This is a genomic window from Labilibaculum euxinicum (assembly GCF_009795715.1).
Classification (GTDB): domain Bacteria; phylum Bacteroidota; class Bacteroidia; order Bacteroidales; family Marinifilaceae; genus Labilibaculum; species Labilibaculum euxinus.
Genome location: NZ_WTCR01000003.1, coordinates 434885 through 456311, shown reverse-complemented (window position 1 = coordinate 456311; position 21427 = coordinate 434885). Strand labels below are relative to the sequence as shown.

The 21427-nt window shown below is 36.4% G+C and carries 15 protein-coding genes; 4 read left to right on the top strand and 11 right to left on the bottom strand.

Annotation, left to right across the window (positions count from 1 at the left end):
* The coding region (locus GQR60_RS05690; RefSeq protein ID WP_148096533.1) for an MBG domain-containing protein at window positions 1–2057 on the top strand (2057 nt) is incomplete at its 5' end.
* A gap of 628 nt (window positions 2058–2685) precedes the next feature.
* Here the strand turns inward: GQR60_RS05690 and GQR60_RS05685 are convergent.
* From GQR60_RS05685 to GQR60_RS05655, 7 genes are all read right to left on the bottom strand, one after another.
* Window positions 2686–3201 carry a hypothetical protein gene (locus GQR60_RS05685; protein ID WP_160463422.1) on the bottom strand — a complete coding sequence of 172 codons (516 nt, stop codon included), beginning with the start codon at window positions 3199–3201 and terminating at the stop codon, window positions 2686–2688.
* 340 nt (window positions 3202–3541) lie between these two features.
* Entirely contained in the window at window positions 3542–4987 is a 1446-nt protein-coding gene (locus GQR60_RS05680; RefSeq protein ID WP_124991993.1) for a sigma-54-dependent transcriptional regulator, read from the bottom strand.
* 64 nt (window positions 4988–5051) lie between these two features.
* Window positions 5052–7451 (bottom strand): ABC transporter substrate binding protein, encoded by a 2400-nt coding sequence (locus GQR60_RS05675; RefSeq protein WP_124991992.1) that lies wholly within the window; start codon window positions 7449–7451, stop codon window positions 5052–5054.
* A 101-nt stretch (window positions 7452–7552) separates the two neighbouring features.
* A complete protein-coding gene (locus GQR60_RS05670; RefSeq protein WP_124991991.1) occupies window positions 7553–8851 on the bottom strand; it encodes an ATP-binding protein in 1299 nt (432 codons plus the stop codon).
* Window positions 8852–8863: 12 nt separating this feature from the next.
* Window positions 8864–9445 carry a porin family protein gene (locus tag GQR60_RS05665; protein ID WP_124991990.1) on the bottom strand — a complete coding sequence of 194 codons (582 nt, stop codon included), beginning with the start codon at window positions 9443–9445 and terminating at the stop codon, window positions 8864–8866.
* A 189-nt stretch (window positions 9446–9634) separates the two neighbouring features.
* On the bottom strand, window positions 9635–10849 hold the full coding sequence (locus GQR60_RS05660; protein ID WP_225441349.1) for a C1 family peptidase: 1215 nt from the start codon (window positions 10847–10849) through the stop codon (window positions 9635–9637).
* Window positions 10850–11055: 206 nt separating this feature from the next.
* Window positions 11056–11766 (bottom strand): cytidylate kinase-like family protein, encoded by a 711-nt coding sequence (locus GQR60_RS05655; RefSeq protein WP_124991988.1) that lies wholly within the window; start codon window positions 11764–11766, stop codon window positions 11056–11058.
* A 170-nt stretch (window positions 11767–11936) separates the two neighbouring features.
* On the opposite strand from GQR60_RS05655, the gene GQR60_RS05650 reads away from it, so the two are divergent.
* Genes GQR60_RS05650 through kdsA form a run of 3 tightly spaced genes read left to right on the top strand, consistent with a single transcriptional unit; the run spans window position 11937 to window position 16093 of the window.
* Window positions 11937–13913 (top strand): tetratricopeptide repeat protein, encoded by a 1977-nt coding sequence (locus GQR60_RS05650; protein ID WP_124991987.1) that lies wholly within the window; start codon window positions 11937–11939, stop codon window positions 13911–13913.
* A 30-nt stretch (window positions 13914–13943) separates the two neighbouring features.
* A complete protein-coding gene (locus GQR60_RS05645; protein WP_124991986.1) occupies window positions 13944–15218 on the top strand; it encodes a replication-associated recombination protein A in 1275 nt (424 codons plus the stop codon).
* 56 nt (window positions 15219–15274) lie between these two features.
* Window positions 15275–16093 carry a 3-deoxy-8-phosphooctulonate synthase gene (kdsA, locus tag GQR60_RS05640; protein ID WP_160463421.1) on the top strand — a complete coding sequence of 273 codons (819 nt, stop codon included), beginning with the start codon at window positions 15275–15277 and terminating at the stop codon, window positions 16091–16093.
* Between the two features lie 76 nt (window positions 16094–16169).
* On the opposite strand, the gene GQR60_RS05635 is transcribed toward kdsA, so the two are convergent.
* The 4 genes from GQR60_RS05635 to buk all read right to left on the bottom strand — a co-directional run bounded on the left by GQR60_RS05635 (window position 16170) and on the right by buk (window position 21138).
* On the bottom strand, window positions 16170–17951 hold the full coding sequence (locus GQR60_RS05635) for an NADH-dependent [FeFe] hydrogenase, group A6 (protein WP_225441348.1): 1782 nt from the start codon (window positions 17949–17951) through the stop codon (window positions 16170–16172).
* A 57-nt stretch (window positions 17952–18008) separates the two neighbouring features.
* Window positions 18009–19202: an NADH-ubiquinone oxidoreductase-F iron-sulfur binding region domain-containing protein gene (locus tag GQR60_RS05630; protein WP_101310357.1), complete on the bottom strand. Its 1194-nt coding sequence runs from the start codon at window positions 19200–19202 to the stop codon at window positions 18009–18011.
* Window positions 19203–19249: 47 nt separating this feature from the next.
* Window positions 19250–19717: an NADH-quinone oxidoreductase subunit NuoE gene (nuoE, locus tag GQR60_RS05625; RefSeq protein WP_101310358.1), complete on the bottom strand. Its 468-nt coding sequence runs from the start codon at window positions 19715–19717 to the stop codon at window positions 19250–19252.
* A gap of 344 nt (window positions 19718–20061) precedes the next feature.
* Window positions 20062–21138, bottom strand: coding sequence for a butyrate kinase (gene buk / locus GQR60_RS05620; RefSeq protein ID WP_124991983.1), 1077 nt, complete (start codon window positions 21136–21138; stop codon window positions 20062–20064).
* Window positions 21139–21427 lie beyond the last annotated feature (289 nt).

Below are 21427 nucleotides of genomic sequence, written 5' to 3'. Positions count from 1 at the left end.
CATTAAGCGGTGGTACAGCATCTGTAGCCGGAAGCTTTGCCTATGATGATAATACCATTACTCCTAATGCTGGAACTTACGGTGCTGATTTAACATTTACCCCAACAAATGCAAGTAATTACAATACAGTTGCCGAAAATATAAATGTGACAGTGGCTAAAGCAACACCAACAGTTACCGTTTGGCCTGCAGCAACAGGAATCACTTATGGTGAAAACCTGTCATTGGCTACATTAAGCGGTGGTACAGCATCTGTAGCCGGAAGCTTTGCCTATGATGATAATACCATTACTCCTAATGCTGGAACTTACGGTGCTGATTTAACATTTACCCCAACAAATGCAAGTAATTACAATACAGTTGCCGAAAATATAAATGTGACAGTGGCTAAAGCAACACCAACAGTTACCGTTTGGCCTGCAGCAACAGGAATCACTTATGGTGAAAACCTGTCATTGGCTACATTAAGCGGTGGTACAGCATCTGTAGCCGGAAGCTTTGCCTATGATGATAATACCATTACTCCTAATGCTGGAACTTACAGTGCTGATTTGACATTTACCCCAACAAATGCAAGTAATTACAATACAGTTGCCGAAAATATAAATGTGACAGTGGCTAAAGCAACACCAACAGTTACCGTTTGGCCTGCAGCAACAGGAATAACTTATGGTGAAAACCTGTCATTGGCTACATTAAGCGGTGGTACAGCATCTGTAGCCGGAAGCTTTGCCTATGATGATAATACCATTACTCCTAATGCTGGAACTTACAGTGCTGATTTAACATTTACCCCAACAAATGCAAGTAATTACAATACGGTTGCCGAAAATATAAATGTGACAGTGGCTAAAGCTTCTTTATCTGCCACTGCGGACGACAAGGTCAAGAATTACGGTGAAACCAATCCTACTTTTACTGTTTCTTACTCCGGATTTGTGGGTACGGACAACGAAACGGACTTAGATACACCACCTACTGCTTCTTCGGTGGCTACTGCGTCGAGCAATGCAGGAGATTATAGCATTGGCGTTGAAGGAGGTACGGATAACAATTATACTTTTAGCTACAACGCTGGTACACTCATCGTTAATAAAGCTACGTTATCTGCTGTTGCGGACGACAAGGTCAAGAATTACGGTGAAACCAATCCTACTTTTACTGTTGCTTACTCCGGATTTGTGGGTACGGACAACGAGTCAGACTTAGATACACCACCTACTGCTTCGGTGGCTACTGCGTCGAGCAATGCAGGAGATTATAGCATTGGCGTTGAAGGAGGTACGGATAACAATTATACTTTTAGCTACAACGCTGGTACACTCACCGTTAACAAAGCTACGTTATCTGCCACTGCGGACGACAAGGTCAAGAATTACGGTGAAGAGAATCCTGTCTTCACCGTTGCTTACTCGGGATTTGTGGGTACGGACAACGAAACGGACTTAGATACACCACCTACTGCTTCGGTGGCTACTGCGTCGAGCAATGCAGGAGATTATAGCATTGGCGTTGAAGGAGGTACGGATAACAATTATACTTTTAGCTACAACGCTGGTACACTCACCGTTAACAAAGCTACGTTATCTGCCACTGCGGACGACAAGGTCAAGAATTACGGTGAAGAGAATCCTGTCTTCACCGTTGCTTACTCGGGATTTGTGGGTACGGACAACGAAACGGACTTAGATACACCACCTACTGCTCAATGTACTGCCAAACAAAGCAGTAACGTTGGCAACTACCAAATTACTGTATCAGGAGGTACTGACAACAACTATACATTCTCATATTTTGATGGAACACTGACGATTGATGCTACTACATCCATCACCCCTACAATTAATACTTTTAAATCTGCATGGCCAAACCCAACATCCGGATTAATAAATATTGACAAGAACTTTTGCGCTAAAGTGTATAAAATTTATAACATAACAGGATCAATGGTTTCAAATGGAAAGGTTATTAATAGTATTATTGACATTAGCAATCTTGACAACGGAATCTATATCATCAAAATCAACAATACAACATATCGAATAATAAAGGAGTAAACAACTAATTATTATCAAGAGGCTGTCACATCACTGATAGCCTCTTGATTTACAATAAATACTGATATACAGAATTATAGTTTAAAAAGATAAGAGCTCCAAAATATAATTTATGCCAATAGTACAATTGGCATTACTAACCTCTCGTTATACATACCTACAAATGAATACACCTTCTATTTTTTTAGTTTTTTATAAAACAGTTGTAACGTAAAAAAAACACTTTCTTTCTATTTCCATTTTTGGATATTAATCCTTTTCGATTCCTTCCAGCCAGATAAGGAATCAGCTCTCTTCTAGGAAAACTAAAATTGGTCAATATCCATAGAATAATACCACTCTGTTGAGGAATTTTTTCTAGTTCAGGTAATGCTTCTTTGTATAAAAGATCCTTAAATTACATTCGTTGAAAGGATTCTGCAATTTGATATAGAAATCCCATAATAAAACAATTCGTATGAAAAACTATGATTATTGGAGCGAAGACGAAACATATGTTATTCAAGATAAAAATTCTTCGACAAGTCCCAAAATGACAATAAAACTGAACTTTGCAGACTCCCTTAATAAAGTCCCCAACTAAAAAAAGGGGCGAATTCCCCACCCCTCTATATTATCGATAAAATTTCTAGATATCTTCGAGGACATAAACCATTGTACGTAATACTTTCGATGAAAACCGATGTCCTTTATCGGAAGAAGAAACTGAAACGCTTGCAATTCCACATCCAAGCTCAATAGCACGCTTTCCTTTTATTAATTCAAAATCGTCCATTGAATGAAGAATTTTGCTTGCCGGTATCACAACATGAAGTACTTCTGCCAGAAAAACGGTTAATAAAACATCCTGATCCAGGGTATCTATAATCAGCATTCCTGAATCTGCCAAAGCATAATCAGCTTCGAGTAACGCATTTTGAGCATTACTAATATCAAATGATGTTTTATCCAGATTAAAACTTTTCAAACGAATAAATTCAAACTGAACGTTTTTTTTATTTGCAGCTTCAATAAAAAGTTTATAATCCACTTTTAACGGTTCGTGGCCTAAATCATTAGAACCCGATAAAAATGATTCCAAAAGGTTCTTCTTATCACTCCTGAAATTGATCTTCTTAATTTGTGTATCAGTCCTTACTTCCATGCCTTTTAGATTTAAATGAAACATCAGCCGTTTAAACGCAAAAGGAATGCCAAAAAACTGTAAAATAGAGATCACATAAGCACAAAAACACAATGCCCTGACAACAAGCTCCTTACTAAGAATCCGCAGAATTGATAAATACACCAGTAATGTTCAATTTTGAACAGCTTTCATACAATCTGTTTCAAAAACGAACAAGTATCTCATTTCAAACACTTTTAATCATCAAAAGGCATGTGAAAAAAATACACATATGGGGAAAAAAATCACACCCGAAATGGAATTATTACGAGCTGTTTAGGGAAAGAAAATACCTGATAAATTCGAACCTCAACTGTACTTATAATTTATTCATTCTACTGCGAAGTGCACTTCTGGTGATTCCCAAATATTCAGCTGTTTTTGATTTATTATCATCGAACTTTTTTAATGCTTTCCTAACAATTTCAAGTTCTAATTGTTCAATCCGTAATTCATCATCGGGTAAAACAATGCGCCCCAAAACAATTGGCTGTTCTGTAGGTTCAAATTCATTATCATCAGCCTGCAAAAACCTCAGGTGTTCGGGCTTTAATTCTAAATCATTATAAAGTAAAGTTGCCCTCTCAATTGTATTTTTCAGTTCCCTGATATTACCTGGCCATGCATAATCCTGCATCAATTTTTTAGCATCCTTACTTATGAATCTAAACTTTCGGTTCCGCTTCTTCGAGTACTGATCTAAAAAAATTTGAGAAAAAGATAAGATTGCTTCTTTTCTTTCCCGCAAAGGAGGAATATACAATCGTCCGGTATTTAAACGATAATACAAATCACTTCTAAATGTTTTTTCGGCCACCATTTCTTTTAGATTCCTGTTGGTGGCAAAAATTACTCTAACATCCAATTCAATAGGTTTGCTTCCACCAACCCGATACATTTCTCTCTGTTGCAGTACGCGCAATAATTTAGGCTGCATATCCAATGGCATTTCACCAATTTCATCTAAAAACAAAGTTCCTCCCTGTGCCAACTCCAGCTTGCCGGGCTTTCCCTCTTTACGAGCGCCTGTAAAAGCTCCTTCGTCGTACCCAAACAATTCACTTTCAAATAGTGCAGGTGAAATTGCCGAACAATTGATCGAAATAAATGGCTTTGTAACATCGCTCGATTTTCCGAAATGAACCAAACGCGCAACAACCTCTTTCCCTGTTCCTGTTTCTCCTTCAATTAAAACCGGCACCGAACGATCTTCATGAAATTGCTCTGCCATACGCACCACTCCCCGCATAACATCCGAAAAAACACCAATTTTACCAACGCTTGTAATCTCACGAATGGTAGTTTCGTAATATTGAATTCGCTCGGCTTCCTCTCTCCTAACGTGAGAGATTGTTTGTTTTATATTTTCTTTAAGATCCTTGTTCTCGCCTTTCAATTGAATTTTCTCGGCAACCCGCTCAATTAAAATAGCTAATTCTTCGATATTAACCGGTTTTAACAGATAATCATATGCTCCGCCTCGTAATGCTTCAATGGAACTTTCCATATCACCAAAACCAGTCATAATTACGACCTCAATTTCATCCCCTTTGGGTAAAAGCTTTATTTTTTTCAGCAAATCCAAACCTGAAATTCCAGGCATTCTCAGATCTGAAATAACCATCTGAAAATCCTCATTCTTCAAAGAATTATATGCCTCTTCGCCATTATGACACAGATGAATAGAATAAGCCAATTGCTCCTCAATAAATTCAGCAACTGCCGTTCCACTCGATATGTCATCATCAACAATAAGAATTTTCATTTTCTTTCTGATTTTATTTTTTACAGTACTCTCCTCTTTGCCAATCAATCTTCACTCTACAGCTTTAACTATTTTCCTTCAATTTAAAACGTAAAATAAAACTTGCCCCGCCATCTTCATTATTGTAATCTGATATTTCTCCCTGAAATCGATCAATAAATGTTTTTACGATCGCCATCCCTAAGCCACTGCCGCTTTCATTTCCTTTGGTTGTAAACAAAGGATCATATATTTTCTCTCGAATGCTTGATTCAATGCCTGTTCCATTATCATGAATCTCCAAAACTCCATGCTTAGAATCCTGATAAACATTCAATTTAATTTTTTTATTCTCTTTCTGAACTTTATCCAAAGAGTGAATTGAATTTACAATCAGGTTGACTACAATCTGTTCAAATTGAATGTAATTTGCGTACACATTTACTGCATTCTTTGGCAGATTATCCATTAATTCGATGCTATGATCCGACACCTGCCTTTTTACCAAGGATAAAGACCGGTTTACACCTTCCACCATATCAACAATCTCTTCCTCTGAAATGTGAGGCTTCTCCCAAAAAGTCCGCATGTGCTTAATTATGGAATCAATTCTTGATGTTCCCTCAGAAATAGTTTGAATTTTTCTTGTAAACATCTCAGGCAGCTGTCCCGGATTTCTTTTTTGCCAAAACAATACACTGTCCGCAGTTATTTTAATTGTGTTTAAGGGCTGATTAATTTCATGTGTTATTCCCGCAGCCATTACACCAATGGAAGCCAGTCGTGATGACTGCTCCAGCATTCTTAAGGCTTCGACATTCTTTTGTTCTGCCTCAATTCTATCATTCATTAAAGAATTCCGTTCCCAGGCATTCGCAATCATATTTACAGTCGAAAAAAAGATACTAATCTCGTCCCGGGTCCAGCTATGAGCTTTATTTTGAGCAAATCCCATTAAACCTACCACTTCATTTTCAACCATTACCGGAAGCAAAACAACAGCGCCAATATTTCTTCTGCTATAATATTCCTGTTCTTTCTGTGTTAAATTTGACAAATCGCGGGATACAATACTTTTATTCATTTTAACCCGTGAAATAATTTCATCAATTTCGGAAAAATAGAACTGATTAACATCCTTTATATTTTTCCCTTTTAAAGAGATCCTGCTTTTAATTTTAACTCCGGTATTGGTTGAATCTTTTAACGAATAAAGACTTATTCTTGCTACATTCAATTCGTCGGTCATCAATTTCAAAACATCATCCAGTACGCTCTTAAAATCTTCGGATGCATTCAATAAACGTCCTTTTAAACCAATTAAACGCTCATGCTTTACGGATATTTTCAAGCGGTTTTGCTCAATAATTAAAGCTTTTTCAGCCCTAATTCGTCTTAAAATAGCTCTTGATAAAACCAAAATAATAAGTGCTGCCAGAAATGTAATCCCACCAATTAAATGAATCCATTCTTTATTCTCACTATAAAAAGACTGAGGTGCATTTACCAGTAATGTTTTATCAGGAAGCAGCTTCTCACTAATCCCGAAACGCTTAATTTCATTATAATTAACAACATACTTATCCAATGGCTTACGATAAACAGGAATTGAGTCGGCAGGTATTCCCGAAACAATCTGATCAATCATAGTGGCAGCCATTTTTCCATGAAGACGTCCGCTAACAACCTTTCCACCAACAACACCATCGTTAATCAGAAAAGCCCAGGTAATAAACACCGGCACTTTACTTTGAGGAACGAATAAATCTAAATTATCCTGAAAACTGATAAACCTGCCTTTTTTATCCTTATTAAATGTCAAAAGTAAAATACACGTGTCTCCTTTAATGCTACGAACATTTTCCTCCAACTCATCAACAGTCTGATCCTCGAAATAAGTAAACTGTAGTTTCGACTCGTATTTTTTTTCCAAATCGAGCAGAGTAAGCTTATTTAATCTGGCCGTAGTGGTTTTATCATCATTAATAACAACAAGGTGTTTTGTATTGGGACGGGTTCTTAGAATCAAATCAATAGCCCCATCCCAGTCAACCTCTTCTGCAACACCTGTAATATTATTTAATCCCTCAATCATTTCGTCTTTAAAATGATTAATGCCACAAAATACAATGGGGGTATTTTTGAAGAACTTTTCTCTATTCTCTTTCACAAAAGACAAAGCATTATTATCTGAAACGATAATTGCATCATACTTTTCGCGCTGTAATTTTAAATCGTAAAGCTCAGTTATTTTATCGAGATACTCTTTGGAAGAATTCCTTTTGGTATCCATGTATTCATAGTCCAGTTCAAACTTATTCCCTAACGAATCCATCACCTCCCGGATTCCAATATTAACATTCTCAGTCCATTTTAAGCCTTGATGATAAGAATGCAAAACAAGAATTTTCTTTCGTTCAATCGAATAAGCATTAATCGATGCAAACAAAAACAATAAAAAGAAGATGTACTTTAAATACTTCATACAAGAATCTTTACTAAGAGAATAAGAAAGCCCTAAAGTATAACAATGCAACTCAAATAAAGAATACAAACAGATGTTACGTGAAATGTTTTAAGAGGTTATTATAAAGAAGATAAAGATACAGGAAGCGAAAACTTAAAAGAACTACCTTTCCCCGGTTCACTTTCTACCCAAATGTTCCCATTGTGCATTTCAATAAATTCTTTGCACAATATCAGCCCCAATCCTGTTCCTGTTTCATTTTCAGTACCCGATTTCATCAATTGTTCATCAATTCGAAATAGTTTTTTCTTTCCCTCAGAATCAATTCCAATACCTGTATCAGTTACCCAAATCTCAACCTTATTAGGCGTAACATGTGATGAAACAGTGATACTGCCACCTCTTGGAGTAAATTTAATGGCATTGGATACCAAATTACGAACAACGGTATTTATCATGTTAGGATCAGCTGGAATTCTTAAATCCTCATCAATTACTGCTTCTATATTGATCTCCTTATTTTCTGCGCTCCCGGTATGCAAAATCACAACCTCGTTCACCAAATCCCATAAATCTATTTCTTTCGGTTTCCATGCGATGGCACCAGTCTGCATTCGCGACCAGGTTAACAAATTTTCTAATAAACGAAAAGCCTGACGAGCAGACTTGTTGATAATTCCGGAGAAAGTTTTTACTTGTTCCTGAGACAATTCATCAGCATTTTCGACCAGTAAATCGGAAGCTCCAATTAGTGAAGCAAATGGATTTTTTAGGTCGTGAGCAATAATGGAGAAAAATTTGTCTTTGGTAGCATTCAAACTCTCCAATTCTTTCCGCTGTTTTTCGATGGTAGCCTTTTGTTGAGTTAATTCTTCCTCAAGAAGATCTTTTACCACCATTCTTTTCCGAATGTTCCGAAGAGGATTAAGAATGGTATCAATTATCCGAACATCAAATTCTTCTTCAAGCAACTGAATATGATCATCGGTAATTCGAAGAAGTACAGAATCGCTTTTGGCACTTGCAGAAGCCGAACGTGTTTCTGTTTTTATCAATGCATACTCACCAAAACTTTTCCCTTCCTTCAGCTCAATAAAAATATGCCCTTCGTCATGAATCTGAACACAGCCTTTTGCAATAATAAATACGGCTCCCCCCAAATCCCCTTTTGAAAATATCGTTTCCCCTTTCGCAAAATTAACTTCGTTCACAATCCCAGCTAAAAACTGAAAAGATGCAACATCCTGTTCTGCAAGGAAATCCAGAACTCTTAGAAGGTCTAACTTTTTTTCGGGACTTAGTAACATGACTGAAATTTGTTTTAAACGAAGATTAGAAGAAACGTAAATATAGCAATTACAAAAAATATTCAGCACAAAAAAAAACTGCTGATCAAAATCAGCAGTTTTTAATATCATTAATAAAGTAATTTAGAAGATTTTAAATCCTAAAGTTACATTTACCATATTTTGCTTTAGGTCATTCGCAACATCAGAAAAACCAACTTCATAATCAACATCCAAAGTTAATTTCCAAACATCAACACCGGCACCAAATTTTGCATTCCAAACAGCACCTTTAAAATCTCCATCTAATTTTCCTTCTACGCTACTTTTAAGACTATCGTCAATTTTAAAAGATGCAACAGGTCCAGCAAATGCTCTTAATTTGAATGCTGGCAATTTTACAATTTTGTAACCCAATAACATAGGTATATCCAAACTCTTCGTTTTAATATCATACGATTCTCCAGGAATATCAAGTTGAGATTTTCTGGACACATAATTCAACTCTGGCTGTACATACCATTTATTCAAATTAATTCGTAAAAATGCTCCAAGCATCATTCCGTTATCGGCTTTTTCTTTAATTCCTGATACCCCTCCCATATCAGTATCAGCTTTGGTGCTAACCAATCCTGCGTGTAAACCAAAATTTACCGGCGAAGATAATTGTGCGAACAATGCGCTTGAAAACATACAGATTACTGCAACTAAAAAAATCTTTTTCATAATTAATATCTTTACATTCAAGTTATTATAAATCCCGTTAAACGTGGATTTTTATTTCATTTATCAGTAATAAACAGCCACTAAGATAAAGAATATTAGCATTCATATAAAACAAATGGTCTACAAAGATGTAAAAAACAAAAACCCCGGCCAATTGACCGGGGTTCAAATATTATAATTATTAGGCAATTACAAGCCCAATTTCTTTTTCATTTCTTTCGTCAATGCATCTTTATGAATCATAAAAGACATTGTTTTATACGCAACAAACGGATAAGAAGCATAAAAATACCCATCGTAAGGATTATTATCAATACCCCATGAGTTCTTCACAATGAAATATTTGTTGTCTTTTTGATCTTTGGCAATCCCAACAATATGCATTCCATGATCATCAGTAGTGTTGTAATTATCGAACGCTTCCTGACGCATTTCCTGAGTAATTACTTTTTCAGTACCAGGCTCGTCAAAATCAAATAATTTATCATCTTTTTCTTTTTTCGAAAGATTTTCCCATTTAGAAATCTCCGAATCAGTCATGTTCTTTGTATCTACCCCCGGAACAATTGCAACACCTTTTCGGTATGCAAAACCTTTTTCACTTACATCAGAAGCCCAACCAATTGTGTAACCTTTCCTAATTGCACCTTCCATGATTTCCATCATCTCATTCATTGGTACATTGTATACCTCATTCCATAACCAGTTATCAGGCACCTCAATAATAAATTTCTCATAAAAAGGATGGTGAGTATAAGAAGTTATTTCGATATAATCATCAGGATTCACACCAACAAAGTCCTTGGCAAATGATTTTGGAGTATATTCCTTTCCTTCATAATCGAACTTGGTAGGAAGTTCTCCTAAATAAGCATCCAATATTCCATCAAATCCTTTGTGCCAAACCGGCGTAAGTTTTTTGTTTTTATTTTTAATAACCGCCTCAACATAATCATTCAAAACAACATCCAACTCTCCATGAGTGTGTCCTTCTTCACCATAATTTAAGCCTTGGTAAACACTCTCTGGAACAATACCATAATTTTTCATCACATAAGTTACATCGTGAAATGCACCTCCGCCACCAAAGTTAAATTTGCCATTTAATCTTACATGCTTAATCGATTTATCTGAATAACAGTTATAAACCACAAACATTTCCGACAAATCAGTTTCTGGTTTTCCCATTCTAATCATTTCTGATTCGATAAATGATAATCCTGAAAATGACCAGCAGGTACCAGATCTGTGTTGATTTTTTACAGAAGTAGCAGGTAATCTTTTAACATCAGTAAAAACATAACCTTCTTTCTTCTCCTCTTTTTCTTTTTTCTCTGCTTTAACTGTGGTAGACAGTAACATGCCTGTAGCTAAAAGCAATACGCTAAGGAATTTAATTTTCATCATATTTTGCTTTAATATTCTCTTTTCAAACGGTTGCAAAAGTAATAAAATCACGATTACAAGCAAGCCAACAGCCTGTTTTCATTCATTTTTTCGATGAAATACTATCAATACGAGTTATATTAACTATAAATTAAAAATATAGCGCATAAAAAAGAGAAATCAACCTAAAGTTAATTTCTCCAAAAAATTACATTATTCCCTTTTTATCTCATTACGATGTGTTTGCCAAGCACTCCTTTCATCTCCATCATATGAATACTCGCTTCAGCAATCATCTCATCTGATAAATTTTTCGAGTTATAAATCACATCAAAAACGGTAGTGGAAAGAGGTTCTTTATTAAAATAGTTTCTTAAAATCTCTCTTTTCTTATCAATCTCCTTTGCATAAGACAACATTTCATTCATACTCAACTTGTAAATTTCCTGCAATTGTGCAGCTCTCCATTCCAATGGAGCATGAAGCTTAATATGAAACGACCGTTCAATATTCTGTGTAAGAACGACTCCCCCTCTACCAATTATAATGCAGTTCCCTTTGGATGCTAATGCCCGAACAACATCCGAAATAGTCTTTTTAATCTTACGGTCACTTTGATAATATTTACTCGACAAAGCGGCTAAAATTTCATCCCAGGTAGATTTTTCCTTCGAATTAAAAACATATTCAATTTTCTCAGGCGCTAAATTCAATTCTTTTGCAGATTGTTCAAGAATTTCCTTGGTTAAGCAAGTCCACTTATTCCCCGTTTTTAGGGTAAGCTTTTCCGCCATTATATTTGCAATATTTATTGCGGTGCAGCCACACTCCCGTGAAATAGTAACTACCGGTCCTTCACAAAAAACACCCCTTCGGGGATCAATTATTTTGGATTGAAACCGATTCTCCATGTACTTTAACAGAATATTATTCATTTCAACCTCCTATAATTAGTTTAAGCTCTATTCTTAATTTAAGGCTTTTTAAGAAAAAATGGAAATCATTTGGCGTGTTTTTTGTTATATAGAGTGATTATTTAAAAGAAGGAGTATATTATTTCTTAAATTTGTAATCCGAATAACTTTTACTCATAAAAACATATAGAATGCCCAGAATAACTCTTTTGATTCTCTTCCTATTCAGTTTAACCTCTTCTGAGCTTAGCGCACAATTAAACACCGAAAATATATTCGATAAAGGTAGAAGTGCTATTCAGTTTGATGATTATACCGAAGCAATCACAAAGTTTAATGATATTATTCGGGTTAAGCCATACCTTCCTGAACCATTTTTTTTCAGAGGACTGGCAAAATCGCAGCTCGAAGATTTTAACGGTGCAATTGTTGACTATACAAAAGCTCTGGAATTGAATCCAAATTACACTTTTGCTTATCTATATCGGGGCATCGCCCAATATCAGTTAAAAAACTATCAGGGAGCTTTAAAAGATTTTGAAAAAGCTTTGGAATTCAAACCTAACAATGCGAATATCTATTTCAGTAAAGCGAACAGTTTAGCTGCTCTTGAAAAATTCAACGAAGCCAATGCCAATTATTCAAAAGCCATTCAAATAGATCCTGAGTTAATGGGTGCCTATCTTAACAGATCAATTGTCCGCGATAATCTTGGAGATACAGATGGGGCAATTCAAGATTGCAGTAAAGCCATTCAACTGAACGAGTTTTCGGCAGATGCATTTGGAAATAGAGGCTATTTAAAATTCAAGAAAAAGGAATACGATGAGGCCATTAAAGATTACGACCGGGCTCTTAAAATAGAACCGGAAAACACACGGGTAATCATGAGTAGAGGGATTGCCAATTATGCAAATAAAAATCCCAAAGGAGCTCTTGAAGATTACAATACGGTTCTGGAGTTGGATCCAAACAATGCACACTGTTACTACAACAGAGCTTTACTAAAATCTGAAATTGGTGACTACAATTCAGCCATTGAGGATTTTAATAATGTTTTGGAAATGAATCCCGATAACATGCTTATTTATTTTAACCGGGGATTTGTTAAAATGGACATTGGAGATTTTAAGGGGGCTATTGCAGATTACACAACAGCTATTAAAATTTATCCTGATTTTGCAAAAGCATATTTGGCAAGATCTTCGGCAAAACGGCAATTGAATAATATTGATGGTTCAATTCAGGACAGAAATCAGGCTTTGCTCATTATCGAGCGCTATAAAAAAATGAAAAATGAAGGAGCCATGTCGGCCTTTGTTGATACAACTGAGAATTTCCAAAAACTAATCGACTTAAATTCAAGGGAATCCTTTACCGAGGACATCATTAAAGGTCGTGTTCAGGATAAATATGTTACCATACAATTAGAAGATAATTTTCACATTACTCACTTGGATCTTGATACTTTACGAGCCGGTAAGGTTCAATATTACGATCAGGCAATAATGAATTACAATCAAAAACAAAATTACAATCCGGCATTTACAATTAATAACAGACATTTTAAATACCCTAAGAAAATAATTGACGAACAAATTGCGAATGCCAATTCTAAGATTGAAGCAAAGAATGCCGATGGCTACTTTCAACGTGGAACCTACTATCTGTTAGACAAGAAATTTAATAAGGCAATTGAGGATTTTAGTATCGCAATTGAGAATAAAAGCGATTTTTGCTTTGCTTATTTCAATCGTGCGAATGCATCTGCTGCTATGACTGATTACATTCAATCCATTGGTGAAACAGGAGAATCGTTACTTAATCTTGATCCGGAACAAAAGAAAAAGAAAAAAGAGACAATTGTGGATTACAGCAGTGCTATTGCCGATTACACAAAGGCAATACAACTCGATCCATCCTTCTTGTTTTCCATATACAATCGAGGTAACGCATATGCCAAATCGAAACAATTTAAAAAGGCTATTGCCGATTACGATTGGGTGATTCAACTGGATCCTAATTTTACTGAGGCATACTATAACCGAGGTTTGGTCTATCTATTTCTTGATCAGAAAGATCTGGCTTACGAAGATTTAAGTAAGGCCGGCGAATTGGGCTTAATTGATGCTTACAACGTAATTAAAAGATACTGCAATAAAGACTAGACCAAGCATAACAAACAGAATACAAAATACATGACTCCCAATCAACCCTTAGCTGAACGATTACGCCCCACTGATCTGAAAAATTATCTAGGTCAAAAACATTTGGTCGGGGAAAACGCCGTTTTACGTAAAATGATTGAATCAGGCAATGTGTCCTCATTCATTTTATGGGGACCTCCCGGTGTTGGTAAAACAACTTTGGCCAAAATCATCGCCAAACAACTCAACCGGCCATTCTATACTCTTTCGGCTGTAAATTCGGGAGTAAAAGATGTGCGGGAAGTAATTTCCAAAGCTGAAAAACAAAAATTCTTTAATACTCCGAATCCCATTTTATTTATTGATGAAATTCATCGATTCAGTAAATCGCAGCAGGATTCATTATTGGGAGCTGTTGAAAACGGAACCGTAACTTTGATTGGAGCAACAACAGAAAATCCATCCTTCGAAGTTATATCTCCTTTGCTTTCAAGATGCCAGGTTTATGTGCTAAAGGCTCAGGAGAAAGCAGATTTGGAAGCCCTGATTGATTATGCAGTTGCCAACGACAGCTACCTAAAAGAAAAAGAAATTCTTACTCCTGAAAAAGATGCTCTGCTAAAATTTTCAGGTGGAGATGCCCGAAAACTTTTAAACATTCTGGAATTGGTTGTGAATTCTCAAAATACCACATCAATAAGCATTACCAACGAGATGGTGACCAGAGAGTTGCAGGAAAACCCCTCGATGTATGATAAGGATGGAGAACAGCATTTTGACATTGCTTCTGCTCTAATAAAATCAATTCGTGGCGGAGATCCTGATGCTGCTGTGTATTGGCTGGCCCGAATGATAGAAGGAGGTGAACAACCAAAATTTATTGCCCGAAGACTGGTAATATCGGCAAGTGAAGATATTGGACTGGCAAACCCGAATGCCCTTTTGCTTGCAAATGCCTGTTTTCAATCGGTTAATTTGGTTGGAATGCCTGAATCACGCATTATTTTATCCGAAACAGCCATTTATCTGGCAACTTCACCCAAAAGTAATGCCTCCTACATGGCAATCAGCAGAGCTCAGGCATTGGTTAGAGAAACTGGAAATTTACCAGTGCCACTTCATTTACGAAATGCTCCAACCAAACTAATGAAAGATCTGGGTTACAAAAAAGACTATTTATACTCCCACGATTATCCGGGTAATTTTGTGGATCAGCAATACCTTCCGGATCAAATAAAAACTCAAAGATTGTACATACCACAGCAAAATGCTCAGGAATTAAAAATTTGGGAAAGATTAAGAAGCTGGTGGAAGAACAGGTTTTAATTTCTGCTTAAACAAGCAAAAATTGTTACTTTTGCCCAAAATAAATTTAGAACATCATGATAGAAAATATTCCAAATATAAAACATACAGAAAGTGGTAACTTCTTTCTTTTGGCCGGTCCTTGTGCCATTGAAGGTGAAGAAATTGCTATGAAAATTGCTGAGCGAATTGTTCAGATTACTGATAAGCTTGAAATCCCTTTCATTTTTAAGGGATCATACCGGAAAGCAAACCGATCCAGATTAGATTCTTTTGCAGGTATTGGTGATGAAAAAGCTTTAAAAATCCTGAAAAAGGTAAGCGATACTTTTGGCGTACCTACTGTTACAGATATTCACACTGCTGAAGAGGCCGCAATGGCTGCAGCTTATGTTGATGTCTTGCAGATTCCTGCTTTTTTATGCCGCCAAACTGATTTACTGGTTGCCGCAGCGGAAACAGGAAAAGTTGTGAATATTAAAAAAGGCCAGTTTCTTTCTGCTGAATCGATGAAATTTGCTGTAAATAAAGTGCGCGAATCGGGAAATAACCAAGTGATCTTAACAGATCGAGGAAATATGTTCGGGTATCAGGATATGATTATCGATTACAGAGGGATTCCTGTGATGCAGGAGAATAACTGCCCTGTAGTTTTGGACATTACTCACTCGTTGCAACAACCAAACCAAACAAATGGAGTTACCGGTGGTCGTCCGGAATTAATCGAAACTGTAGCTAAAGCAGGTATTGCCGTTGGTGTGGATGGAATCTTCATCGAAACTCATCCTGATCCGGCAAACGCAAAATCGGATGGAGCCAATATGCTTCATTTGGATTATTTAGAAGATTTATTGACAAAACTGGTTGCTATTCGAAAAGTGATCAATCAATTTTAAATACAAACAAAAGATCCGGCCACAACCGGATCTTTTTTTACTTACCAATAACCACTCATTAGTCTTTAATTAAACACTAATACTGTTCCCTCTTCACATAAGAAGTATGAAGAAGTTTATGTGATTTATGACTTAGAGGCTCATCCAAAAACTCCTTATAAATCTGAACAATTTCAGGATTTTCATGAGATTTTCGAATTGGAAGATTTCTATCCTCTTCGTAAAGAGCATTCATCCTCTGCAATCGAATTTCATTATCAACAGGGAATGGTTGACCGCCACCGCCCAAACATCCGCCCGGACAAGCCATTATCTCAATAAAATGATAGAATTTATCGCCTCTCTTAATTGCTTCCAGCAATTTATGAGCATTCTCGAGACCATTAGTTATTGCACATTTCAATTCGGCTCCTTCCAGAAAATTCCACTCTTCAACAGTTCCCTCAATTTTAACAGTTGTCTCTTTTACTCCTTCCAAGCCACGAACCGGAATAATCTCCAAATTATCAAATGGAACTTCGCGGCCTGTAACAATCTCGTAAGCCGTTCTTAATGCAGCTTCCATAACACCGCCAGTAGCACCAAAAATAGCCCCTGCACCAGAACCTACACCCATTATTGAATCAAAAGTTTCATCATTTAATTTTTCGAATTCGATACCTGCTTGTTTTATCATTACGGCCAATTCTCTGGTAGTCAATACAAAATCAACATCCTTATAACCGCTGTCTTTCATTTCAGGACGATTTGCCTCAAATTTCTTAGCCGTACAAGGCATAATAGAAACAGATACGATATTCTCCGGCACAACATTTACATTTTTAGCGTAATACGTCTTTGCCAAAGCACCAAACATTTGTTGCGGTGATTTACAAGTAGAAAGATTAGGCAGATACTCAGGATACTTATGCTCTATGTATTTTACCCACCCCGGAGAACAAGAAGTAGCCATTGGCAAGGCAACATCAGGATCATCATCCACAAGTGCCCGCTTTAATCGGGTCAGCAATTCAGTTCCTTCCTCCATAATGGTTAAATCAGCGGTAAAATTGGTATCCAGAACGGAATCAAAACCCAATCTTTTTAAAGCAGAAACCATTTTGCCTGTAACTCGGGTTCCCAGTCCTAAACCCAATTCCTCTCCTAATCCAACACGAACGGCCGGAGCTGTTTGTACAATAACGTGTGTATCCGGATCGGCGAGCGCATCCCATACTTTTTCTACATATGATTTTTCGGTTAATGCTCCCGTGGGACAATGAACAATACACTGACCGCAATTGGTACAAACAACTTCGTCAAGCGATCGATCGAAAAATGTAGAAATCTTCATCTCAGATCCTTTATGAGCAACCGCAATAGCTCCAACACTCTGTATTTCCGCACATGTTCGAACACATCTCTGACAACGGATACACTTGCTGTCATCCTTCTCAATTGCAGGAGAAAGCCTGTCAACAGTATAATTTTTATCCGGTACCAAATCAATAAAATCCTGATTTGTGATTTGATATTCTGCAGATAATGCCTGCAATTCGCAATGCCCGTTACGATAGCATTTTGTACACTCTTCTCTATGCTCTGTGAGTAAAAGCTCAATAATATGCTTGCGGCAATTTCTTACCTTTAAAGTGTTTGTATTGATCTCCATCCCCTCTGCAACAGGAGTGGCGCAGGAAGCTACTAATTTATGATTACCCACTTGCTCGACAACGCAGACTCTGCAGTTTCCTGCTACACAAAGGTCTTTGTGATAACAAAGCGTAGGTATTTTTATATGGAGATGTTTTGCTGCCTCGAGTATGGTCTTATTTTCCTCAACACTAACAGCAATTCCATTAATTGTTAAATTCACCATGTTTGACATATCAATTTCAGTTTAAATTGTTCAAAATTCAGATTGGTTATTTTCTTACTAATAAATCATCTCCTCGCGGAAATTTTCTACAATAGACGAAAACGAATTCGCCACCGATTGACCCAATCCACATTTAGCTGTCAACTTCATGGTTTCAGTTAATTTAAGTAGTTGATCGAGATAAGAGGTTGGTTTTTCGCCACGTTTAACCGCTTTAATTCCTTTTAAAAGTTGCTGACAACCAACCCGGCATGGAGTGCACTGTCCGCAAGATTCTTCCTCAAAAAATTCAAGATAATTATTAAGAACATTATACATGGATCGTGAACTATTAAAGATCATCATGGATCCACCTGTAGGCAAGGATATACCAGTTAATTTCCCCTCGTAACCAATAGTCGTTTTTCCAAAACGCTTACGCGGAACCAAAAAACCCGAAGCACCACCAACCTGCACGGCCTTGCAATCGCCATCGCCAAAATCATCAACAAAGTCTTGAACTGTCATCCCCAATTCCAACTCATAAATTCCTGGTATTGGAGTATCTCCGGACACGGAAAACACCTTAGAACCACGAGAATCCTTAACTCCAAGATCTCTAAACTTTTTGGCTCCAAATTTTAATATTGTGTACGAATGTGCCAGAGTTTCCACATTATTAACTACTGTAGGTTTTCCTTTAAAGCCATTCACACTAGGAAATGGAGGTTTATTTCTAGGTTCCCCTCTTTTGCCTTCCATGGATTCAATCAGAGCACTCTCTTCACCACAAATGTATGCTCCGCTTCCTAAAAAAATTTCAACTCGGAAATCCAATCCCAACTCATCCAATATATCATGAAATTTTCTTAGCTCTTTCTTTAAATCAGGAACTAAGAATTTATATTCTCCTCTTAAATAAATATAGCCTTTTTGTGCTCCGATTATTTTGGCACACATAGCCATGCCAGAAAGAACCTTATGAGGTACTCTAGTTAATATTTCCCTGTCTTTAAACGTTCCCGGTTCTCCTTCATCTGCATTACAGATTACATATTTTTCTTTTTCTTTAGATTCAGCAGTCAATTTCCATTTTAATCCTGTTGGGAAACCTGCCCCACCTCTGCCTTTAAGACCAGAATTCACCATTTCATTGACAATCTCCTGATCAGATCTTGACAATGCATTTCGAAGAATCTCTTTACAATCATCATCATTATTAAAGATCAAATCGATTCTATGAAGTTGTTTTTTAGTTGCTGTTGTTGTCATACCTAAGGGTATTTAGATGTTAGTTTTGCTTTGTTAGGTTTTGATGTTTAATTTTTCTCCTTGTACTCACGCAGAATATCCACAACTTTCTCCGGACTTAGCTCTGTATATACCTCATCGTTTATTAACATGGCAGGAGCCTTGTGGCACCACCCCAAACAGTTTGTTTGAAGAATGGTAAATTTTTTATCGATTGTAGTTTCACCAACTTTAATTTTCAAAAAATTCTCTAATGCGAGAACAATTTGATTTTTCCCCTTCATTGCACACGTGATGGTTTTACATACACGAATTACATACTTCCCTCGTGGTTCAATGTCCAGAAAAGAGTAAAAACTTGCAGTTCCATAAACATCTGCAGCAGGAATACTCATTTCCTTCGAAATTTTTAGAATTGCTTCCTCAGAAAGAAATCGCTCCTGATCAATCACTCCTTGTAATATTGGAAGCAGATTTTCGCGGTCTTTCCCGTGTTTGGAAACCAAATCCTGCACTAATTTTTCTTGAAAATCCATAAAGTAATGGTTTAAGAGTTAATATTAATAGAGTTTCTCTTTGAAGATAAAAAAAATAAAGAAATTTTTCTCTATTTAATTCTACCAACTCTAACACAACACATTAAACGTTTTACTGAAAAAATCAACATCACATAATATATCGAAATCAACGGATACCCTATAAAATATAATATCTTAATAAATAAATTCGCATAATAATTTTTCTTTATATTCAACAGACAATGCTGTAAAACATAGCTAATTTGAATTTAGACTTCTTTTAAACTGCAACTTTTCACATACAGCACAAAAAAAGCCTTCGGTGCATTACCGAAGGCCTTCTTTATTAGACTGTTATATTATTAACAATATTCCCGGGGCTGAATTTCACCACGCAGAACCATATATCCATTCATTGCCAATGCTTTCATTTCATCTTCTCCGGGATATACAACCACAGGAGCAATAAAGGAAACCATTTCTTTAATATAATTTACCAAATCAGGATTATGAGCAATTCCACCAGTTAGAAGAATTCCATCCACCTTACCTTTTAAAACTGCTGCCATTTCTCCAATAGATTTCCCAACTTGATAGGACATAGCATCCTGAATCAATTTTGCATTTGCATCACCGGCTTTGGCTTTTAACTCAACATCATAAGCATCATTTGTTCCTAAATGAGCAACCAAACCTCCTTCACCTTTGATCATCTTTTTTACATCTTCAAGGGTATAGTCTCCGCTAAAACAAAGTTTTGCCAATGCTCCGGCAGGAAGCGTACCCGATCTCTCAGGAGAAAACGGTCCTTCACCATCTAAAGCATTGTTTACATCAATTACTCGTCCTTTACAGTGAGCACCTACAGAAATTCCGCCACCTAAGTGAGCAACAATCACATTAATTTCCTCATACTTTTTATCAACCGACTGCGCAAAAGCCCGGCCAATTGCTTTCTGATTCAGAGCATGAAAAATAGACACTCTTTGAAATTCCGGATGCCCAGATATTCTGGCAACATCAATCATTTCATCAACAACAACCGGATCTGCAATATAAGCTTTCGCTCTTGGTAATGCCTGAGCAATATTATCGGCTATTAAACCACCTAAATTACTCGCATGCTCTCCAAGAACACCAATTCTTAAATCTTCTTTCAAGCGCTCATTTACCGAGTAAATTCCAGATTCAATTGGTTTTACCAATCCTCCTCTTCCAACAACTGCTTCGATTAAATCTATTTGAATTTCTGCATTTACAAGCTCTTTCATAATAATATTCTTACGAAATTCGAACTGTTCAGAAATTTTACCAAACTGAGCCAATTCTTCGTTCGAATGTTTTATATTTTTCAAAAAGACAGATTTATCTCCTTGAAATACAGCGATCTTAGTAGATGTGGAGCCAGGATTAATAGCTAAGATTCTACGAGTTTCCATTTGTTAAGTATGTTTGTGTTTGTGTATTATTCAATTTGAATGCAAAAATACCAAACTTGATTAGAATTCAATACCATTTAATGACATTTTACTTCAATCTATCTAATTAGTTTGGTTTTTAGTAATAAATTATCACAAAACCCACCACTTTATTGGAAATACAAAGAAAGGATCTAATTTATTTGAGTAATCAACTAAATCGCATAAGTAAACCACATTACACAAATAACAACGAAACCTTTCAATGAACAATTAAAAAACACGACGGGTACTCAAATGAAATTTGGGA